Source organism: Chromohalobacter israelensis DSM 3043, from assembly GCF_000055785.1.
Classification (GTDB): domain Bacteria; phylum Pseudomonadota; class Gammaproteobacteria; order Pseudomonadales; family Halomonadaceae; genus Chromohalobacter; species Chromohalobacter israelensis.
In genome coordinates, this window is the sequence record NC_007963.1 from 879,944 (window position 1) to 894,472 (window position 14,529).

14 protein-coding genes are annotated in these 14,529 nt (G+C 65.7%); 9 read left to right on the top strand and 5 right to left on the bottom strand.

Going from position 1 to position 14,529, the window contains the following annotated elements:
• The first annotated feature begins 4 nt into the window (after positions 1-4).
• On the top strand, positions 5-745 hold the full coding sequence (locus CSAL_RS04005) for an SDR family oxidoreductase (protein ID WP_011506088.1): 741 nt from the start codon (positions 5-7) through the stop codon (positions 743-745).
• A gap of 43 nt (positions 746-788) precedes the next feature.
• On the opposite strand, the gene CSAL_RS04010 is transcribed toward CSAL_RS04005, so the two are convergent.
• Positions 789-2,237, bottom strand: a complete 1,449-nt coding sequence (locus CSAL_RS04010; protein ID WP_244846486.1) for an MFS transporter — start codon at positions 2,235-2,237, stop codon at positions 789-791.
• 73 nt (positions 2,238-2,310) lie between these two features.
• Between CSAL_RS04010 and CSAL_RS04015 the strand changes: the two genes are divergently transcribed.
• The 4 genes from CSAL_RS04015 to CSAL_RS04030 all read left to right on the top strand — a co-directional run bounded on the left by CSAL_RS04015 (position 2,311) and on the right by CSAL_RS04030 (position 5,224).
• Positions 2,311-2,607: a YciI family protein gene (locus CSAL_RS04015; protein WP_011506090.1), complete on the top strand. Its 297-nt coding sequence runs from the start codon at positions 2,311-2,313 to the stop codon at positions 2,605-2,607.
• Between the two features lie 8 nt (positions 2,608-2,615).
• Entirely contained in the window at positions 2,616-2,963 is a 348-nt protein-coding gene (locus CSAL_RS04020) for a hypothetical protein (protein ID WP_011506091.1), read from the top strand.
• 105 nt (positions 2,964-3,068) lie between these two features.
• On the top strand, positions 3,069-3,932 hold the full coding sequence (locus CSAL_RS04025) for an SDR family oxidoreductase (protein WP_043558989.1): 864 nt from the start codon (positions 3,069-3,071) through the stop codon (positions 3,930-3,932).
• A gap of 38 nt (positions 3,933-3,970) precedes the next feature.
• Positions 3,971-5,224 carry an AGE family epimerase/isomerase gene (locus CSAL_RS04030; RefSeq protein ID WP_011506093.1) on the top strand — a complete coding sequence of 418 codons (1,254 nt, stop codon included), beginning with the start codon at positions 3,971-3,973 and terminating at the stop codon, positions 5,222-5,224.
• Here the strand turns inward: CSAL_RS04030 and CSAL_RS04035 are convergent.
• Positions 5,208-6,314: a coiled-coil domain-containing protein gene (locus CSAL_RS04035; protein ID WP_011506094.1), complete on the bottom strand. Its 1,107-nt coding sequence runs from the start codon at positions 6,312-6,314 to the stop codon at positions 5,208-5,210. The genes CSAL_RS04030 and CSAL_RS04035 overlap by 17 nt on opposite strands.
• Position 6,315: 1 nt before the next feature.
• Positions 6,316-7,980: a hypothetical protein gene (locus CSAL_RS04040; RefSeq protein WP_043557949.1), complete on the bottom strand. Its 1,665-nt coding sequence runs from the start codon at positions 7,978-7,980 to the stop codon at positions 6,316-6,318.
• Between the two features lie 232 nt (positions 7,981-8,212).
• Here CSAL_RS04040 and yghU point away from each other — a divergent pair, with 232 nt between their 5' ends.
• Positions 8,213-9,073 carry a glutathione-dependent disulfide-bond oxidoreductase gene (gene yghU / locus CSAL_RS04045; protein WP_011506096.1) on the top strand — a complete coding sequence of 287 codons (861 nt, stop codon included), beginning with the start codon at positions 8,213-8,215 and terminating at the stop codon, positions 9,071-9,073.
• Between the two features lie 57 nt (positions 9,074-9,130).
• On the opposite strand, the gene CSAL_RS04050 is transcribed toward yghU, so the two are convergent.
• A complete protein-coding gene (locus CSAL_RS04050) occupies positions 9,131-9,904 on the bottom strand; it encodes an HAD-IIA family hydrolase (RefSeq protein ID WP_011506097.1) in 774 nt (257 codons plus the stop codon).
• An 88-nt stretch (positions 9,905-9,992) separates the two neighbouring features.
• On the opposite strand from CSAL_RS04050, the gene CSAL_RS04055 reads away from it, so the two are divergent.
• On the top strand, positions 9,993-11,282 hold the full coding sequence (locus CSAL_RS04055) for a dicarboxylate/amino acid:cation symporter (protein WP_011506098.1): 1,290 nt from the start codon (positions 9,993-9,995) through the stop codon (positions 11,280-11,282).
• Positions 11,283-11,350: 68 nt separating this feature from the next.
• Positions 11,351-12,781, top strand: a complete 1,431-nt coding sequence (hemG, locus tag CSAL_RS04060; RefSeq protein ID WP_011506099.1) for a protoporphyrinogen oxidase — start codon at positions 11,351-11,353, stop codon at positions 12,779-12,781.
• A 7-nt stretch (positions 12,782-12,788) separates the two neighbouring features.
• On the opposite strand, the gene CSAL_RS04065 is transcribed toward hemG, so the two are convergent.
• Positions 12,789-13,793, bottom strand: coding sequence for an NADP-dependent oxidoreductase (locus CSAL_RS04065; RefSeq protein WP_011506100.1), 1,005 nt, complete (start codon positions 13,791-13,793; stop codon positions 12,789-12,791).
• A 135-nt stretch (positions 13,794-13,928) separates the two neighbouring features.
• Here CSAL_RS04065 and CSAL_RS04070 point away from each other — a divergent pair, with 135 nt between their 5' ends.
• Positions 13,929-14,375: an META domain-containing protein gene (locus CSAL_RS04070; protein WP_011506101.1), complete on the top strand. Its 447-nt coding sequence runs from the start codon at positions 13,929-13,931 to the stop codon at positions 14,373-14,375.
• The last annotated feature ends 154 nt before the right edge of the window (positions 14,376-14,529 follow it).

The following is a 14,529-nucleotide window of genomic DNA, read 5'->3' on the forward strand; positions in this document are numbered from 1 at the left end:
ATTCATGACGAGTCGCGTACGCAAAGTCGCTCTGGTGACAGGAGCTTCCCGCGGTATTGGACGTGCCATTGCGTTGCAATTGGCCGCCGATGGATTCGCCGTGGCGGTGAATTACGCGGGCAATCGAGCGCTGGCCGAACAGGTCGTGGCGGATATCGAAGCCGCAGGCGGACGCGCTCTGCCGGTGCAGGCGGATATCGGGGACGCCCACGCCGTCAGGCGCTTGTTCGAGGAAACGCAAGACGCCTTCGGGCGGCTCGATGTGGTGGTCAACAACGCTGGCGTGATGCAGATGGCCAACATGACCGTCGACAACGTCGACATCCTCGACAGAACACTGGCGACCAACCTGCGCGGCAGCTGGCTGGTGATGTCGCAAGCCGCCGAGGTCCTGCGCGAGGGCGGACGCATCATTGCGTTCTCGTCCTCGGTGCTGGGCAAGTCATTCCCCGGTTACGGTGCCTATATCGCCAGCAAGGCCGGGGTCGAAGGCTTGGTGAGAGTGCTGGCCAACGAGCTGCGAGGGCGCGAGATCACCGTCAATGCCGTGGCGCCGGGTCCCGTGGCGACCGAGTTGTTCCTGGAGGGAAAGAGCGACGATCAGGTGCGATCGATCGCCAATCTGTCGCCGTTCGAACGTCTGGGGCAGCCTGACGAAATCGCCGAGGTGGTCTCGTTCCTGGCCGGGGCGCAGGGACGTTGGGTCAATGGCCAGATCCTGCGCATCAACGGTGGCATGGTATGAGCCGAGGCCAGCTGCCATGCCCCGTCATGGGCGCTGGATGCCCTCAGGCGTCGCCATGACCATGAGGGGTTTGCAGATAGGCCGGCCAGTGGCGACGTCGCTGCCGTAACAGCATGATTCCCCCGATCAGGGCGGCGACGAGACCGGCCGTGGCGCCGACGGACATCGCCCAGCGCGGACCGGCATGGTCGGCCAGCCAGCCGACGATGGGGGCGCCGAGCGGTGTGCCGCCCATGGTGATGGCCATGCGCAACGCCATGACCCGGCCGCGCATCGTCGGTTCCGTCGAGAGCTGGATCAGTGCGCTGGAGGCGGTCATGAAGGTCAGTGCGGCCAGGCCGGTCAGCATCAGGGCGACGGCGAAGACGTACGGGTTGGGGGCGAGCGCCGCCAGGCCGCAGAACACGCCGAACCCCAGGGTCGAGAGGCACAGCAGCCGCGTGCGCGGGCGTTCGCGCTTGGCGGCGAGTAACGCGCCGGTGACCGAGCCGACGGCCAGGCAGGAGGAAAGCAGCCCGTACTGTCCGGCCTCGCCGTGGAACACGCGCACCGACATGGTGGAAATGTAGACCGCGAAGTTGAGACCGAAGGTGCCGATGACGAACAGCATGAGCAGGGTGGCTTTCAGGTCGGGCCGCTGCCACACGTAGCGAAAGCCCTCCGTCAGTCCGCCGACGTGGTGTCTCGGGCGTGCGGTGGAGTGCAATTCGTCATGACGCAGCAGGCACAGCGATCCCAGCACGGCGGCAAACGAGGCGGCGTTGATCAGAAACACCCAGCCGCTGCCGACGGCGGCGATCAACAACCCGGCGACGGCGGGGCCGATCATGCGCGCGGCATTGAAGGAGGTCGAGTTGAGGGCCACCGCGTTGGCGAGATAGGCCTCGCCCACCAGGTCGTTGACGAAGGTCTGCCTGAGCGGTGCATCGAAGGCCGTGACGCAGCCCAGTCCCAGGGCGAAGGCATAGACCTGCCACAATGTCACTGCGCCCGTGACGGTGACCAGACCCAGCCCCAGTGCCAGCAGACCGAGCAACGCCTGGGTCACGAGGATCAGTCGGCGCCGGTCGAAATGGTCGGCTGCGTATCCGGTGAGGGGCAGCAACAGCAGTTGGGGGCCGAACTGCAAGGCGATGGTGATGCCCACGGCGCTGGCGTCGTGGGCGGTGAGCACGGTCAGCACCAGCCAGTCCTGCGCCACGCGCTGCATCCAGGTGCCGATGTTGGAGATCAGGGCACCGATCGCCCACACCCGATAATTGTAGAAGCGCAGCGAACGAAAAAGACGCGTGTCGCTCATGTCGCGCCCGACGTTCGGCGGGCGGAAGCGGCGGTCGCGCGGTACCTTGAGGGACGGTGCGGCAGTGTTGGTGTCGGCATGGGCAAAAGGTGTCGGTCGGCGGTGTCCTGAGTGAAAGGGGCTGGCCCGGGCGAGGTGCTCGCCTTCGAACGTGTCGTGACGCCGCGACGGCGTCAACCACCGTTGTACCATGTCCTGCGCTCGCGCATGATTTAGGCCATGGTGGTAAACGCTTTTCCCATGCACACAGATGCGAGGCGATCCGATGACCGAATATGCCGTAGTCGCTTACGACTACACCGACGATGATGCCCTGAACCGCCGCCTGGCCAACCGCGAGGCGCACCTGGCGGGCGTGCGCGCGCTGGCCCGGGAGGGCTGTTTCCTGAGTGGCGGGGCGATCCTGGATGACGATGGCAAGATGATCGGCTCCAATGCGCATTTTCGATTCGCCGATCGCCAGGCCTTGCAGGCGTGGCTGGACATCGAGCCCTACATGACCGGACGCGTGTGGGAGCATGTCGATATTCGCGAACTCAAACGCTTCGATCCCACGGCGTGAGCGCCATCATGCCCGAGACCCCGCTACCGCTGAACGTCGCCGTGCGTGAATGCCTGCAAATGGCACCGCCCACGGCGTTGCCGATGACCTACCACCGGCTTGCCGAAACGCTCGGCTTGCAGCCGCCGCGTACCATCGCACGCGTCACCCAGGCGCTGGAGGCGTCGATGCGCGAGGACGCCGCCGAGGAGCGTCCCTTCATTGCCGCGCTGGTGGTCAGCCGTCGTGCCCCCCACATGCCGGCACGGGGCTTTTTCGAGCTGGCCGTCGCGCTGGGGCGATTCCCCGACGATACCGCCCTGCATGCCCAGGCGTGGCGGGACGAATACCAGCGAGCCCTGACGCAGCGTGAATAAGCGTGCGCTTGTGTTGTCTTATACCTAAGTCTACGTTGAGGATTCGGGCCCGAGACGTGCCGGGCCTGGCATTTCTTCATACATGGACACCACATGGAGGTGAGCATGGTTCGCAAGGTCGCGATTCACGCACAGTCCCAGACACTGCCGGGCAGCGAAGCCGAGATGGACCCGCCGGCGGAAATGATCCGTCCCGGCTACCGGGGAGCGGCGAAGCTGGAAGGCAAGATCGCCTTGATCACCGGTGGCGACAGCGGCATCGGCCGCTCGGTGGCGATCCACTTCGCTCGCGAGGGCGCCGATGTGGCGGTGGTCTATCTGAGCGAGCGCGAGGATGCCGCCGAGACGCAGCGCCTGGTGGAGGCCGAAGGGCGCCGTTGTCATCTGATCGAGGGCGACCTGGCGGAAGCCGAGTTCTGCCGTCGCTGCATCGACGAGACGGTACAGGTCTACGGAGGGCTCAACATCCTGGTCAACAATGCCGGCACCCAGTGGGTGTGCCAGGACCTGACCGAGCTTTCCGACGAGCAGTGGCGTTCGGTGTTCGAGACCAACATGCACAGCCAGTTCTATCTCGCCAAGGCGGCGTTGCCGCACCTGGGCGAGGACGACGCCATCATCAACAACGCCTCGGTGAATGCCTATATCGGGCCGGACTTCCTGGTCGACTATTCGGCCACCAAGGGGGCGATCGTCAGCTTCACGCGGAGTCTCTCGAACCAGGTGGTGGGGCGTGGCATTCGCGTCAACGCCGTGGCGCCCGGGCCGGTGTGGACGCCGTTGCAGCCGGCGACGCTGGGCGCCCACGACCCTCAATGGCTGGAAGGCTTCGGCGAGGATACGCCGATGGGGCGTGCCGGACAGCCCAGCGAGCTGGGGCCGGTATTCGTCTTCCTGGCGAGCCTCGATGCTTCCTTCATCAGCGGCCAGACGATTCATCCCAATGGTGGTACCGTCGTTAATGGCTAATGACAGCCAACGTTTTGGTCACGCGAGGCGCGCAAGGCATGGCAGATGATAGGCACTCACCGGCACGGCGCTGGCTGGACGCCGACACGCATCACCACTGGCTGACCCGGGAAGGGTTGGGGCTGCTCGAGTTCCACCGACAGGCCCGCCTGTCCAGCGGCGGGTTCGCGCCGCTGGACGGCGATGGGAGGATTCCCGAAGGGGCGAGCGCGGACACCATGATCACCGGTCGCATGGCGCACAGCTATGGCTTGGCGGCGATGCAGGGCGTTCCCGGCGCGGCCGCGCTGGCCGAGCATGCCATACGTGCCTTGAGCGGCCTGCTGCGCGACGAACGAGACGGCGGCTGGCTGGCGGGGGATCCCGCCGCGATGGAGGATCGCACCAAGCAGTGCTACCTGCATCATTTCGTCGCCCTGGGGGCCGCGACGGCGACCCAGGCGGGCATTCCCGGCGCGCCGCGGCTGCTCGACGAGGTGGTCGAGGTCATCGAGACGCGCTTCTGGTCGGAGAACGAGCAGGCCTTCGTCGAGCGTTATGCGCAAGGGTGGCGCGAGCTGGCGGACTATCGCGGCGGCAACAGCAACATGCATGGCGTGGAGCTGTGCCTGGCGTTGGCCGACGTGCGCGACGAGCCGTATTGGCTGGATCGGGCGCTGGCCATCGTCGAGCGCCTGATTCATCGCCATGCCGCGCCTCGCGATTACCGCATTCTCGAGCATTTCCATGGCGACTGGGCCGAATGGCCGACGTTTCATGCCGACGAGCCGGACCACGACTTCACCCCCTACGGCGCCACGCCCGGACACGGCTTCGAATGGTCGCGCCTGATGCTGCATCTGGAGGCGGCGCTCGAGATGCGCGAACGTGAGGCGCCTGCCTGGCTGTTCGCGGACGCCGCCGCGCTGTTCGAGGCCAGCCTGCGCGATGGCTGGGCCCCCGATGGCGCGCCGGGGCTGGTGTATACCGTGGACTGGCATGGCCAGCCGAGCTCGCGCCGTCGCCGCCACTGGACCCATGCCGAGGCACTGGCCGCCGCCGGTGCCTTCCTGCAACGCACGGGCGAGGCGCACTACGAGCGCTGGTACCGCCACTTGTGGGACTTCATCGACACCACCTTCATCGACCGGAAGCGCGGCGGCTGGCAGCAGGAACTGGACCACCGCCTCGTCATCGACCCGGCGCAGGGCGACGTCAAACCCGACCTCTACCACGCCTACCAGGCCACCCTGCTGCCGCGTCTCCCCCTGGCGCCGGCACTGGCCGTGGCGGTGGCTAGACGAGGTGACTGAGTGTCAGGTAGGGGTACGCGATACCGATGCCGCTGGCGATGGCGAGCAACGCCATGCAGGCCCAGAGATAACCGGTGCGTCGTCGCTGTGCCTTGGCGTCGGCGGCTTGCCGCTGTTGCAACTGAGCAAGCTCGGTGCGCAGCGACGCGAGGGCCTGTTCGCCGTGTTTCGCGTGGTCGTCCAGCGCTCGTGTGAGCGTTGCCTGGCTTTCCTGGATGGCATGATCCAGTTGCCTTTCCCACGCGTGTCTGGTGTGAGCAAGCGTTTCGGCAAGCGAGGCGTGACGGGCCTGCACATCTGCCTTGTGGATCTCGAGTTCTCGGCGTAGCGCGTCGATCTCGTCCTGGGTCGTCTCCTCGAGCGTCGCCTTGACGCTTTCCAGACGGGAGGCCAAGGCCTCGTGCCGTTGCGCCTGCTGCTGGGCGGCGTGTTGGTGGCTGTCGGCCAGTTGGCGTTCCGAGAGGGAGAGGCGTTCTTGCAGTTCGGTGCGCGTGCGTTCGAGGGCCGTCTGCGTGCCTTCCCGCTGTTCGGCCAGGGCGGCGTCGACTTCCTGCATGCGCGCCGCGAATTCCTGCGTGAGGCGATCCCTGGCGGTCGTGACCTCTTCGGCGATGTCGATCAGCTGTTGCCCGTGCTCGGCGGTGAGACCCTGGACATTGAGCAGGTTGGTGACGTATTGGCGCAACTCGGTGGCCTGACGGGAGATACTGGCCTGATGCTCTTCCAGTTTGCGCGTGTGGTCGGCGAGCGACTCGGCCTTGTCCTTCAGGTCGCGCTGCTGCCGGCCCAACTGGTTCTGTTGTGACACCAGCTGTTGCGACTGCATGGTGCTGATCATCATCAGCTGAGCCAATGTCTTCGAGAACTCCGCCTGCAGCTCGTGAGCATCGAGTTGCGCGTCCTTCAGCTCCTTGCCGTTGAACAGGCGCCCCAGGAAGCCGCGCTGTTCATGCTTGTCGCGGATATCCTTGAAGTCGTCCAGGCGCTTGAAGGTCTCGTGAAACTTTTCGTAGATGTCCTGTATGTCGATGTGCTGAAGCAGTTCTTTCGGTGGCTGGGTCTTGGCGAGCTGGGCAATGACGTTGGACATCTCATGTTTCCTTGTGAGATCGGCCGAGAAGGCGGGTGAGGGCTGCATTGACGTCTTGCTGCGTGCGCGTGGCATTATCGAGGCTGGTGCGCGTGTCATCGTGTGTCGCACGCGTGGCTTCGGCGGTCCGGTTGGCATCGGCAAGTGCCTCGCCGGCCTCCTGCCAGTCGTGCGAGATGCTGTCGTTGAGGCCGAGCGATGCCCGGTAGCTCGCGGACAGCCGGAGTTGCACGTCGATACGCTCGGCCGTCTGGCGCATCAGCGATTGGTAGCCTTCCAAGGCATCGATCTGGCTGTTCAGGCAGGCGGTTCCCTTGTCGAGCATCCAGTCGATGATCGAATCGATGGCATACATCAGCAAGGCCGTCGCCAACCCGGTCAGCAGGCCGGTAAGGACCGGAGAGATGAAACCGGCGATTGGCGCCAGTGGCGGAATGCCGAGCAAGAAAGCGTTGAGAGACTCTTCCCACAGCATGCCGGCACCTAGCGTGAAAAGCCCGGCAACGCTTTTGGCAATGGCACGCAGCCGTGCCTCATGACTCATGCCTTCGGGTGGCCAGAGCATCATCTTCAATGCATCCCATAGCTGGTGGATGCCTTCACGGATGATGGTGACCACCTTGGCAGAGGTGGTGATGAGGTTGTTGATGAGGAAGGTGAGAAGGTTACTGATGAAGCCTTGCAGCCCGCCCTTGAAGAATTCGCCGAGGGCGTCCTTGAACTTGCCCTGCACGCGTCTGGCCACGCGCTTTATCGCGGCGGTCAAGCGTTCGAGCAGCGAGTCGGGATGCGTGCGGTCGTTGACCACCGACGCCACCTCGGAGAAGACACCGCTGACCAGTTCATGCAGCAACAGTCCCAGGGCGCGCCGCATGCCCGCCTTGCCGAATTCCCGGGTGCCGGTCTTGCCGAGCTCCTTGGCATGGTAAGCGACTCGCTCACCGGTATCGGGCAGGTGAGTGTCGATGGCGGTGCGCGCTTCTTCGACGAGAGGGCCGGTGCGTGTCTCGTCGTACCCCTGTTGTGCGGAGAGCGCTTCCTCGGCGGGCGCATCGCTTTTTCTGCGATTGTTCTCCAGCGTGGTGTAGTTCAGGTTCTTGTCCTCCGAGGCAAGCGTCTGCCGCCCCTCCGGAGTGCGCATCCAGCCGCCTTCCTTATGTACCTGCTTGAGCGGAATGGTGTGATCCAGTTCCGCATTCATGGCTTGCTTGCCGTTGGACGTTGTGCGCTTGGTCGGTGCCTGTTCGCCGGTATAGGCGTCCGTGAAGGTGTCGGCGTTCATCTCGCCCGCTTGTACGGCGTTGCGCTTCTTGTCTCGCTTGGCACCTTGGTAGTCGTAATCGTTCCGGTCGTATTTTTCCGAGGCCTTGGCGTAGATGTCCTGGTGGGCATTGTGCTGGGTGGTCACGTTGCCGCCGTCGATGTCATCGAACATTGCGGGCGTCAGTCCGAAGGGACCGATCAGCTGCTTCAGCGCTTCATCCCGACAGTGGTCCAGCAACGCCTGGATGCGTTGCTCCTTCAAGGCGTTGCGACGCTGCGAGGCCGAGCGATGCAAGGGGGTGTCCGACTGGCGTCGGTCGGATTCGTGCGGGGAGAGTGACCAGGATGACGGCGTGACATCGTTGTCGAACGGGGCAATGTACGGCTTCTGGAACGTGGACATCGTGGCGCCTTGTGTCGGTTCTCGTGGATCGGGCGCCATGGCGCACGAATGATAATTTACCCCGTGCCTTGGCGCGTTGTCATGATTTGTAACCAGGCGATCGTTTCATGTGACGGCATGCGCATTGAACCACCCGCCTCGCGTCCCAATGATTATCAGACTACCTTTCTAGGCGACTGGACGATCCCGCCGCCTGGCGAGATGAGATCCGACGCACTGACCAGGAGGCTGCATGAGCCAAGAGACTGAGTACACGCCACCCCGGGTGTGGGAACCGAAGGAAAGCGGCGGCAAGTTCGCGAGCATCAACCGCCCGGTCGCGGGGCCCACCCACGAGAAAGCACTCCCGGTGGGCAAGCATCCCTTCCAGCTGTATTCGCTGGCCACGCCCAATGGCGTCAAGGCGGGGGTGATGTTCGAGGAATTGCTGGCGCTGGGGCACCAGGGCGCCGAGTACGACGCCTGGCTGATCGATATCGGCGAGGGCGATCAATTCGGCAGCGGTTTCGTCGAGGTCAATCCGAACTCGAAGATTCCGGCGCTCATGGACCACAGCACCGACACGCCGACACGGGTGTTCGAGTCCGGCTCGATCCTGCTGTACCTCGCCGAGAAATTCGGGGAGTTCCTGCCCAAGGAGCATGCGGCACGCACCGAGGCGCTCAATTGGCTGTTCTGGCAGATGGGCAGCGCGCCGTTCCTCGGCGGCGGTTTCGGGCATTTCTACAGCTACGCGCCGGTCAAGCTCGAGTACCCCATCGACCGTTACGCCATGGAAACCAAGCGTCAGCTCGACGTGCTGAACCGGCACCTGGCGGAAAACCGCTATCTGGCCGGCGACGAGTACAGCATCGCCGACATCGCCAACTGGGCCTGGTACGGGCAATTGGTGCTGGGGCGTCTCTACGATGCCGCCGAGTTCCTGCAAGTCCACGAGTACACGCATGTCGTGCGCTGGGCCGAGGAGATCGACGCGCGTCCGGCGGTGCAGCGTGGGCGGATGGTCAACCGCACCTTCGGCGAGCCCGAGACGCAACTCCACGAACGTCACGATGCCAGTGACTTCGAGACCCGGACCGAGGACAAGCGTTAAGCCCTGCCTGCCGAGTGTCTGCACTCGGCCAGGCGGCATCAAGGGTTGCCCCGGGCGCTACTTCTCCAGCAACTCCGCGACCGAATCGATGATCTCGCGGGGACGGAAGGGGTAGCGCTCGAGATCGCCGCGCGTGGCGATGCCGGTCATCACCAGGACCGTGTGCAGCCCGGCCTCGATGCCGGCGATGACGTCGGTGTCCATGCGGTCGCCGATCATGCCGGTCCGCTCGGAGTGCGTGCCCAGCTTGTTCATGGCCGAGCGGAACATCATCGGGTTGGGCTTGCCGACGTAGTAGGGCTCGCGCTTGGTGGCGGCGGTGATCAAGGCCGCGACCGCGCCGGTGGCCGGCAGGGGACCCTCGGGGCTGGGGCCGGTGACGTCGGGGTTGGTGGCGATGAAGCGCGCCCCCGCGTTGATCAGACGAATCGCCCGGGTGATCGCCTCGAACGAATAGCTGCGGGTTTCGCCGAGGACCACGAAGTCCGGCGCGACATCGGTCATCACGAACCCGGCTTCGTGAATGGCCGTGGTCAAGCCGGCCTCGCCGATCACGAAGGCCGATCCGCCGGGGGCCTGATCGCGCAGGAAGGCGGCGGTGGCCAGGGCGGACGTCCACAGGCGGTCCTCGGGCACGTTGATGCCCAGGCGATTGAGTCTCGCGCTGAGGTCGCGCGGGGTGTAGATGGAATTGTTGGTGAGCACGAGGAAGGGCGTACCATTGGCCCGCCATTGGTCGATCAATTCGACGGCGCCGGGAAGCGCGTGATCTTCGCCGATCAATACCCCATCCATGTCCGTCAACCAGCAATCAATTGCGCGTTCGCTCATTGCCTCGTATCCCGTGTCCGAATCCATGCGCCCAGCATAATGGTAATATGACGCCGCCGCAGCCTTCGTGTCAGGCGTTGTGGCCGACATGGAGCGACACCATCATGGCCAAACACAGGGAGAAGGAGCGGTGAAAGCACTGCTGCATGCTTATTTGAATGCCTCGTTGATTCTGCGCGTCACGCTGGCGCTGATACTGGGTGTCGTGGTGGGCCTGGCAGGTGGCCAGAGCGTGGCCGACTGGCTGGCACCGTTCGGCGATCTATTGCTGCGCCTGCTGAAGTTCCTGATCGTGCCGATCGTGCTGTTCACCCTGCTGGTGGGCATCAACCAGGCCAGTGCCGGGAGCATGGGGCGCATCGGGCGCAAGGTGTTTTTCTATTACGTCGGGACCTCGGCGCTGGCGATCGTCGTGGGGCTCACGGTGGCCACGTTGCTGTCGCCCGGCAGCGGCATTACGCTGGACGACAGCGCCGAGGTATCGGTGCCCGAGAATCCCGGTATCGCGCAGGTAGTGCTGGGCGTGGTGCCGGACAATATCATCGGTGCCTTTGCCGAGCTGAACCTGCTGGGCATCATCTTTACCGCCATCGTCTTCGGCATTGCCTTGTTGAAGCTGCGCGCGTCCGAGTCCCACGGCGCGCTGGCCGAGCAGCTGTTCCGGGTCATCGAGGCGCTCAACGAGGTCACGCTCAAGGTGATGTCGGGGGTGCTGCATTACGTGCCGATCGGGGTGTTCGCCATCGTGGCCGGCACCGTGGCCGAGCAGGGAATGGCTACGCTGCTGTCGCTGGGCGACATGGTGCTGGTGCTGTACCTCGCGCTGGGCGTGCATGTCCTGCTGTATTGCGTCTTGATGGGCGTCTTCGGCGTCAAGTTGCGGGATTTCTTTCGCGAAGCGCGCACGCCGATGGCGACCGCCTTCGCCACCCAGAGCAGCTCCGGCACGCTGCCGCTGACGCTGGACGCGGCCCGGCGCATGGGGCTGTCGCGTGGGGTCTACGGCTTCAGCCTGCCGCTGGGGGCGACCATCAACATGGATGGCGCCGCCATTCGCATCGCCATTTCCGCCGTGTTTGCGGCCAACGTGATCGGCGCGCCGCTGGATTTTGCCAGCATGCTGGAAATCGTGCTGATCGGCACCCTGGTCTCCATCGGGACCGCCGGCGTGCCGGGCGCGGGCATCATCATGATCGCCACGGTGTTCTCCCAGGTGGGCCTGCCCATCGAGACGGTAGCGTTGCTGACCGCCATCGATGCCCTGGTGGGCATGGGCTGCACGGCGCTCAACGTCACCGGCGACATGGTAGGGGCGTCGATCATCGGGCGCAGCGAGCGGACACGGAATGCCGAGTGCGTCGATGCGCCGCAAGCGTAGTGCCCCGCGAGCCGGCGGTGTCCGCTATGCTCGTCGTCTGAATGTCAGGTGCGCCCAGGGGAGACGTCATGCAGCATGAAGAACAGCTCGATGCGACCGACCAGGCGGTCGGCGAGGCACGGCGCGACGTGGTCGTCGTCGGCGGCGGGGCCAGCGGCCTGGCCGCTGCCCGGGCGGCGGCCAGGCGCGGGCTCGCTGTCAGCGTGCTCGAGCGCGGGTCGCACGCGGGTGGCAATCTGCGCACCCATCGCGACGGGGCGTGGCAGGTCGAGGTCGGTCCCAACACGCTGGTGATGAAGCCGCCGCTGCACACGCTGCTCGACGAGCTGGGACTGCTCGACGAGGCCCAGCCGGCCAATCCCGATGCGCGGCGTCGCTATATCGCCTTCCATGGACGCCCGGTGGCCTTGCCCACTCATGTCCTCAAGGCGCCCGCCAACCCGTTGATCGGCCTGCGCGGCAGCTGGTCCGTGCTGCGCGAGCCCTTTCGGGCGGGGCCGCCACGCGACGAGGAAAGCCTGGCGGACTTCGTCGTGCGACGCCTGGGACGCCACGTGCTCGACCATCTGGTCGACCCCTTTGTCTCAGGCGTTTATGCCGGCGATCCCGCCCGGCTCTCCGCGCAGGCGGCGATGCCCCGGCTGGTGGCGCTGGAGCGCGAGTACGGCTCGCTGGTGCGAGGCGGGCTGCGCCGGCTACGCCAGTCGCGTCGCGAGCCGCCCGCCCTGCCACGCGAGTGGCGCGGACAACTGGTGAGTTTCCCTGCCGGGCTGCAACGCCTTGCTGAGCGGCTGGCGGAGGACATCGCCGATCAGCCCGGGGCGTCGGTACAGTGCGGCTGCGAGGTCGTCGCCGTGGGCCGCGAGGCCGACGGCTGGCAGGTGGAAACGGCCGCCGGCCAGCGCATTCGCACGCGCGAACTGGTGCTGGCGGTGCCGGCCCCCACGGCGGCGGCGCTGCTGGCCCCCCTCGACGCGGCCCTGGCTGCCCCCCTGGAGGAAATCGCCTATCCACCGGTCAACGCGGTCTCGGTGGGATTTCGCCGGGCCGACGTCGACCATCCTCTCGATGGCTTCGGCATGTTGATTCCCGGGGTCGAGCGGCGGCGTACGCTGGGGGCACTGTTTTCCTCGACGCTGTTCCCCGGGCGTGCGCCGTCGGATCATGTGCTGCTGACGGCCTTTCTGGGAGGCCGGCGCCAGCCGGAGGCCGCCGCCGGCGACGATGCGGAGCAGGTCGCTCAGGTGGTGGCCGATCTCGGCGATTTGCTGGGAATTCACGCCGAGCCGGTGTGGCAATGCGTGAGCCGCTGGCCACAGGCGATTCCGCAGTACGAGCGTGGGCACCTGGCGCGGATTGCCGCCCTGGACGCGGCTCTGGAAGCGCATCCCGGCCTCTCGCTGCTCGGCAACTGGCGTGACGGCATCGCGGTGGGGGATTGCCTGGAAAACGGCCGGCGTCTCGGCGAGCGGCTCGCCGAGACGCCGGATCGGCGCTGAGGGCCGGTTACAGGCGTACCAGCATCTTGCCGGTATTGCCGCCTTCGAAGAGCTTGAGGAAGGCATCCGGCGTGCGCTCGAGCCCGTCTTCGACCGTTTCCTTGTAGTCGAGCTTGCCCTGGGCCACCAGCGGGCCGACGTCCTTCAGGAAGGTCGGGTAGTGCTCCCAGTTCTGGGCGTCGGTGACGATGAAGCCTTCCATCCGTGCGCGGCGAATCAGCAAGCGGGACAGGTTGCTGGGGCCGGGGCTCGGCGTCTCGGCATTGTAGCCGTCGATCAGGCCGCACACCGCGATGCGTGCGCCGACACGGATATTGTCGAGCGCGGCTTCCAGGCAGATGCCACCGACGTTCTCGTAATAGACATCGACGCCCTCGGGGCTGGCGTCATGGAGGTCGGCGCCGAGTTGCCGGGCATCCTTGTCGCGATAGCTGACCGCGCGTACGCCGAGCGATTCCAGCCATTCGAGTTTTTCCGGTGCGCCGGCGATGCCCACGACATGGCAGCCCTTGGCCTTGGCCAGCTGCACGGCCAGGGAGCCGACGGCGCCGCTCGCCGCGCTGACCAGCACGCGCTCGCCTTCCTTGAGCTGGGCAATGCGATTGAGACCGGTCCAGGCGGTCATGCCCGGCATGCCGAGCACGCCGAGAAAGGCCTGCGGCGGCACCTCGAGGTCGGGAAGGGCCTGCAGGCCACTGCCGGGAAGCTGGGCGACATCGCGCCAGCCGCCCATGTGGGCGACGAGGTCTCCCGGAGAGAAGCGCTCGTCGCGTGACTCGAGCACCTCGCCGATGGCGGCGCCTTCGAGCGGTTGTCCCAGCGTGAACGGCTCGACATAGGTGGTCACGCCGTCCATGCGTCCGCGCATGTAGGGGTCGACCGACAGCCAGCGATTCCGTACCCGGACCTCGCCCGCCTCCAGCGCGGGCAGCGTCCGGGATTCCAGAGAGAAGACATCCCGCGTGGGCAAGCCCTTGGGATGCGAGTGGATGGTGAAATAGCGTGATTCCATGATGCCTCCTGTGCGATGCGGCGCATCGAAACGTGGCGCCTGTGCAGACAGAGATGGGCGCGATGACGGGAAGACGCAAGGGGCAGCGATGGATCTGGTAGGCTGTCGGCGATGCCCATCATTCGAGGATCTCTCATGAAACACGCAGTCGCGAGTCTGGCCATGCTGTTCGCCGTTGCCCTCATGGCCGGGTGTGCCACGCAGGAAGGCCCCGCCACCACACGGCCGGACGAGTCCCTGGTGAACACGTACTGGAAGCTGACGGCGCTGGACGGCGAGTCGCCCGACGTGGTCGACGGCCAGCGGGAGCCGCATTTCGTCCTGCATGCCGATCCGGCACGCGTCATGGGATCGACGGGATGCAATCGCATGATGGGCAACTACCGATTGGAGGCCTCCACGCTGCGTTTCATGGCGTTGTCCAGTACGCGCATGGCATGCCCGCACGGCGCATCGACCGAACGTCGTTTTCTCGCGGCATTGAACGCCACGACCGCGTGGCGGATCGAAGGCGAGCGCTTGTGGCTGCTGGATGCGCAGCACGAGACCCTCGCACGCTTCGAGGCGGTGCACTTGCAGTAGCCGCGAAGACCGAGATGCCGGACAGCGACCCCGACCTTGGTCTAGCGCATGATGCGGCAGTGTCGCGTGCGAGGCGGGGCGTCTGCACGGCGCATGTCGGGGCGATATCCATTGCGATATGCGGGTATCGTGACTCGGTTATTGGTGGGACTGG

What these genes read in the sequence shown, in the direction of transcription:
- CSAL_RS04005 (WP_011506088.1), top strand. Translation starts at nt 5, where the DNA reads ATGACGAGTCGCGTACGCAAAGTCGCTCTGGTGACAGGAGCTTCCCGC.
- CSAL_RS04010 (WP_244846486.1), bottom strand. Translation starts at nt 2,237, where the DNA reads ATGGTACAACGGTGGTTGACGCCGTCGCGGCGTCACGACACGTTCGAA.
- CSAL_RS04015 (WP_011506090.1), top strand. Translation starts at nt 2,311, where the DNA reads ATGACCGAATATGCCGTAGTCGCTTACGACTACACCGACGATGATGCC.
- CSAL_RS04020 (WP_011506091.1), top strand. Translation starts at nt 2,616, where the DNA reads ATGCCCGAGACCCCGCTACCGCTGAACGTCGCCGTGCGTGAATGCCTG.
- CSAL_RS04025 (WP_043558989.1), top strand. Translation starts at nt 3,069, where the DNA reads ATGGTTCGCAAGGTCGCGATTCACGCACAGTCCCAGACACTGCCGGGC.
- CSAL_RS04030 (WP_011506093.1), top strand. Translation starts at nt 3,971, where the DNA reads ATGGCAGATGATAGGCACTCACCGGCACGGCGCTGGCTGGACGCCGAC.
- CSAL_RS04035 (WP_011506094.1), bottom strand. Translation starts at nt 6,314, where the DNA reads ATGTCCAACGTCATTGCCCAGCTCGCCAAGACCCAGCCACCGAAAGAA.
- CSAL_RS04040 (WP_043557949.1), bottom strand. Translation starts at nt 7,980, where the DNA reads ATGTCCACGTTCCAGAAGCCGTACATTGCCCCGTTCGACAACGATGTC.
- yghU (WP_011506096.1), top strand. Translation starts at nt 8,213, where the DNA reads ATGAGCCAAGAGACTGAGTACACGCCACCCCGGGTGTGGGAACCGAAG.
- CSAL_RS04050 (WP_011506097.1), bottom strand. Translation starts at nt 9,904, where the DNA reads ATGAGCGAACGCGCAATTGATTGCTGGTTGACGGACATGGATGGGGTA.
- CSAL_RS04055 (WP_011506098.1), top strand. Translation starts at nt 9,993, where the DNA reads ATGGAGCGACACCATCATGGCCAAACACAGGGAGAAGGAGCGGTGAAA.
- hemG (WP_011506099.1), top strand. Translation starts at nt 11,351, where the DNA reads ATGCAGCATGAAGAACAGCTCGATGCGACCGACCAGGCGGTCGGCGAG.
- CSAL_RS04065 (WP_011506100.1), bottom strand. Translation starts at nt 13,793, where the DNA reads ATGGAATCACGCTATTTCACCATCCACTCGCATCCCAAGGGCTTGCCC.
- CSAL_RS04070 (WP_011506101.1), top strand. Translation starts at nt 13,929, where the DNA reads ATGAAACACGCAGTCGCGAGTCTGGCCATGCTGTTCGCCGTTGCCCTC.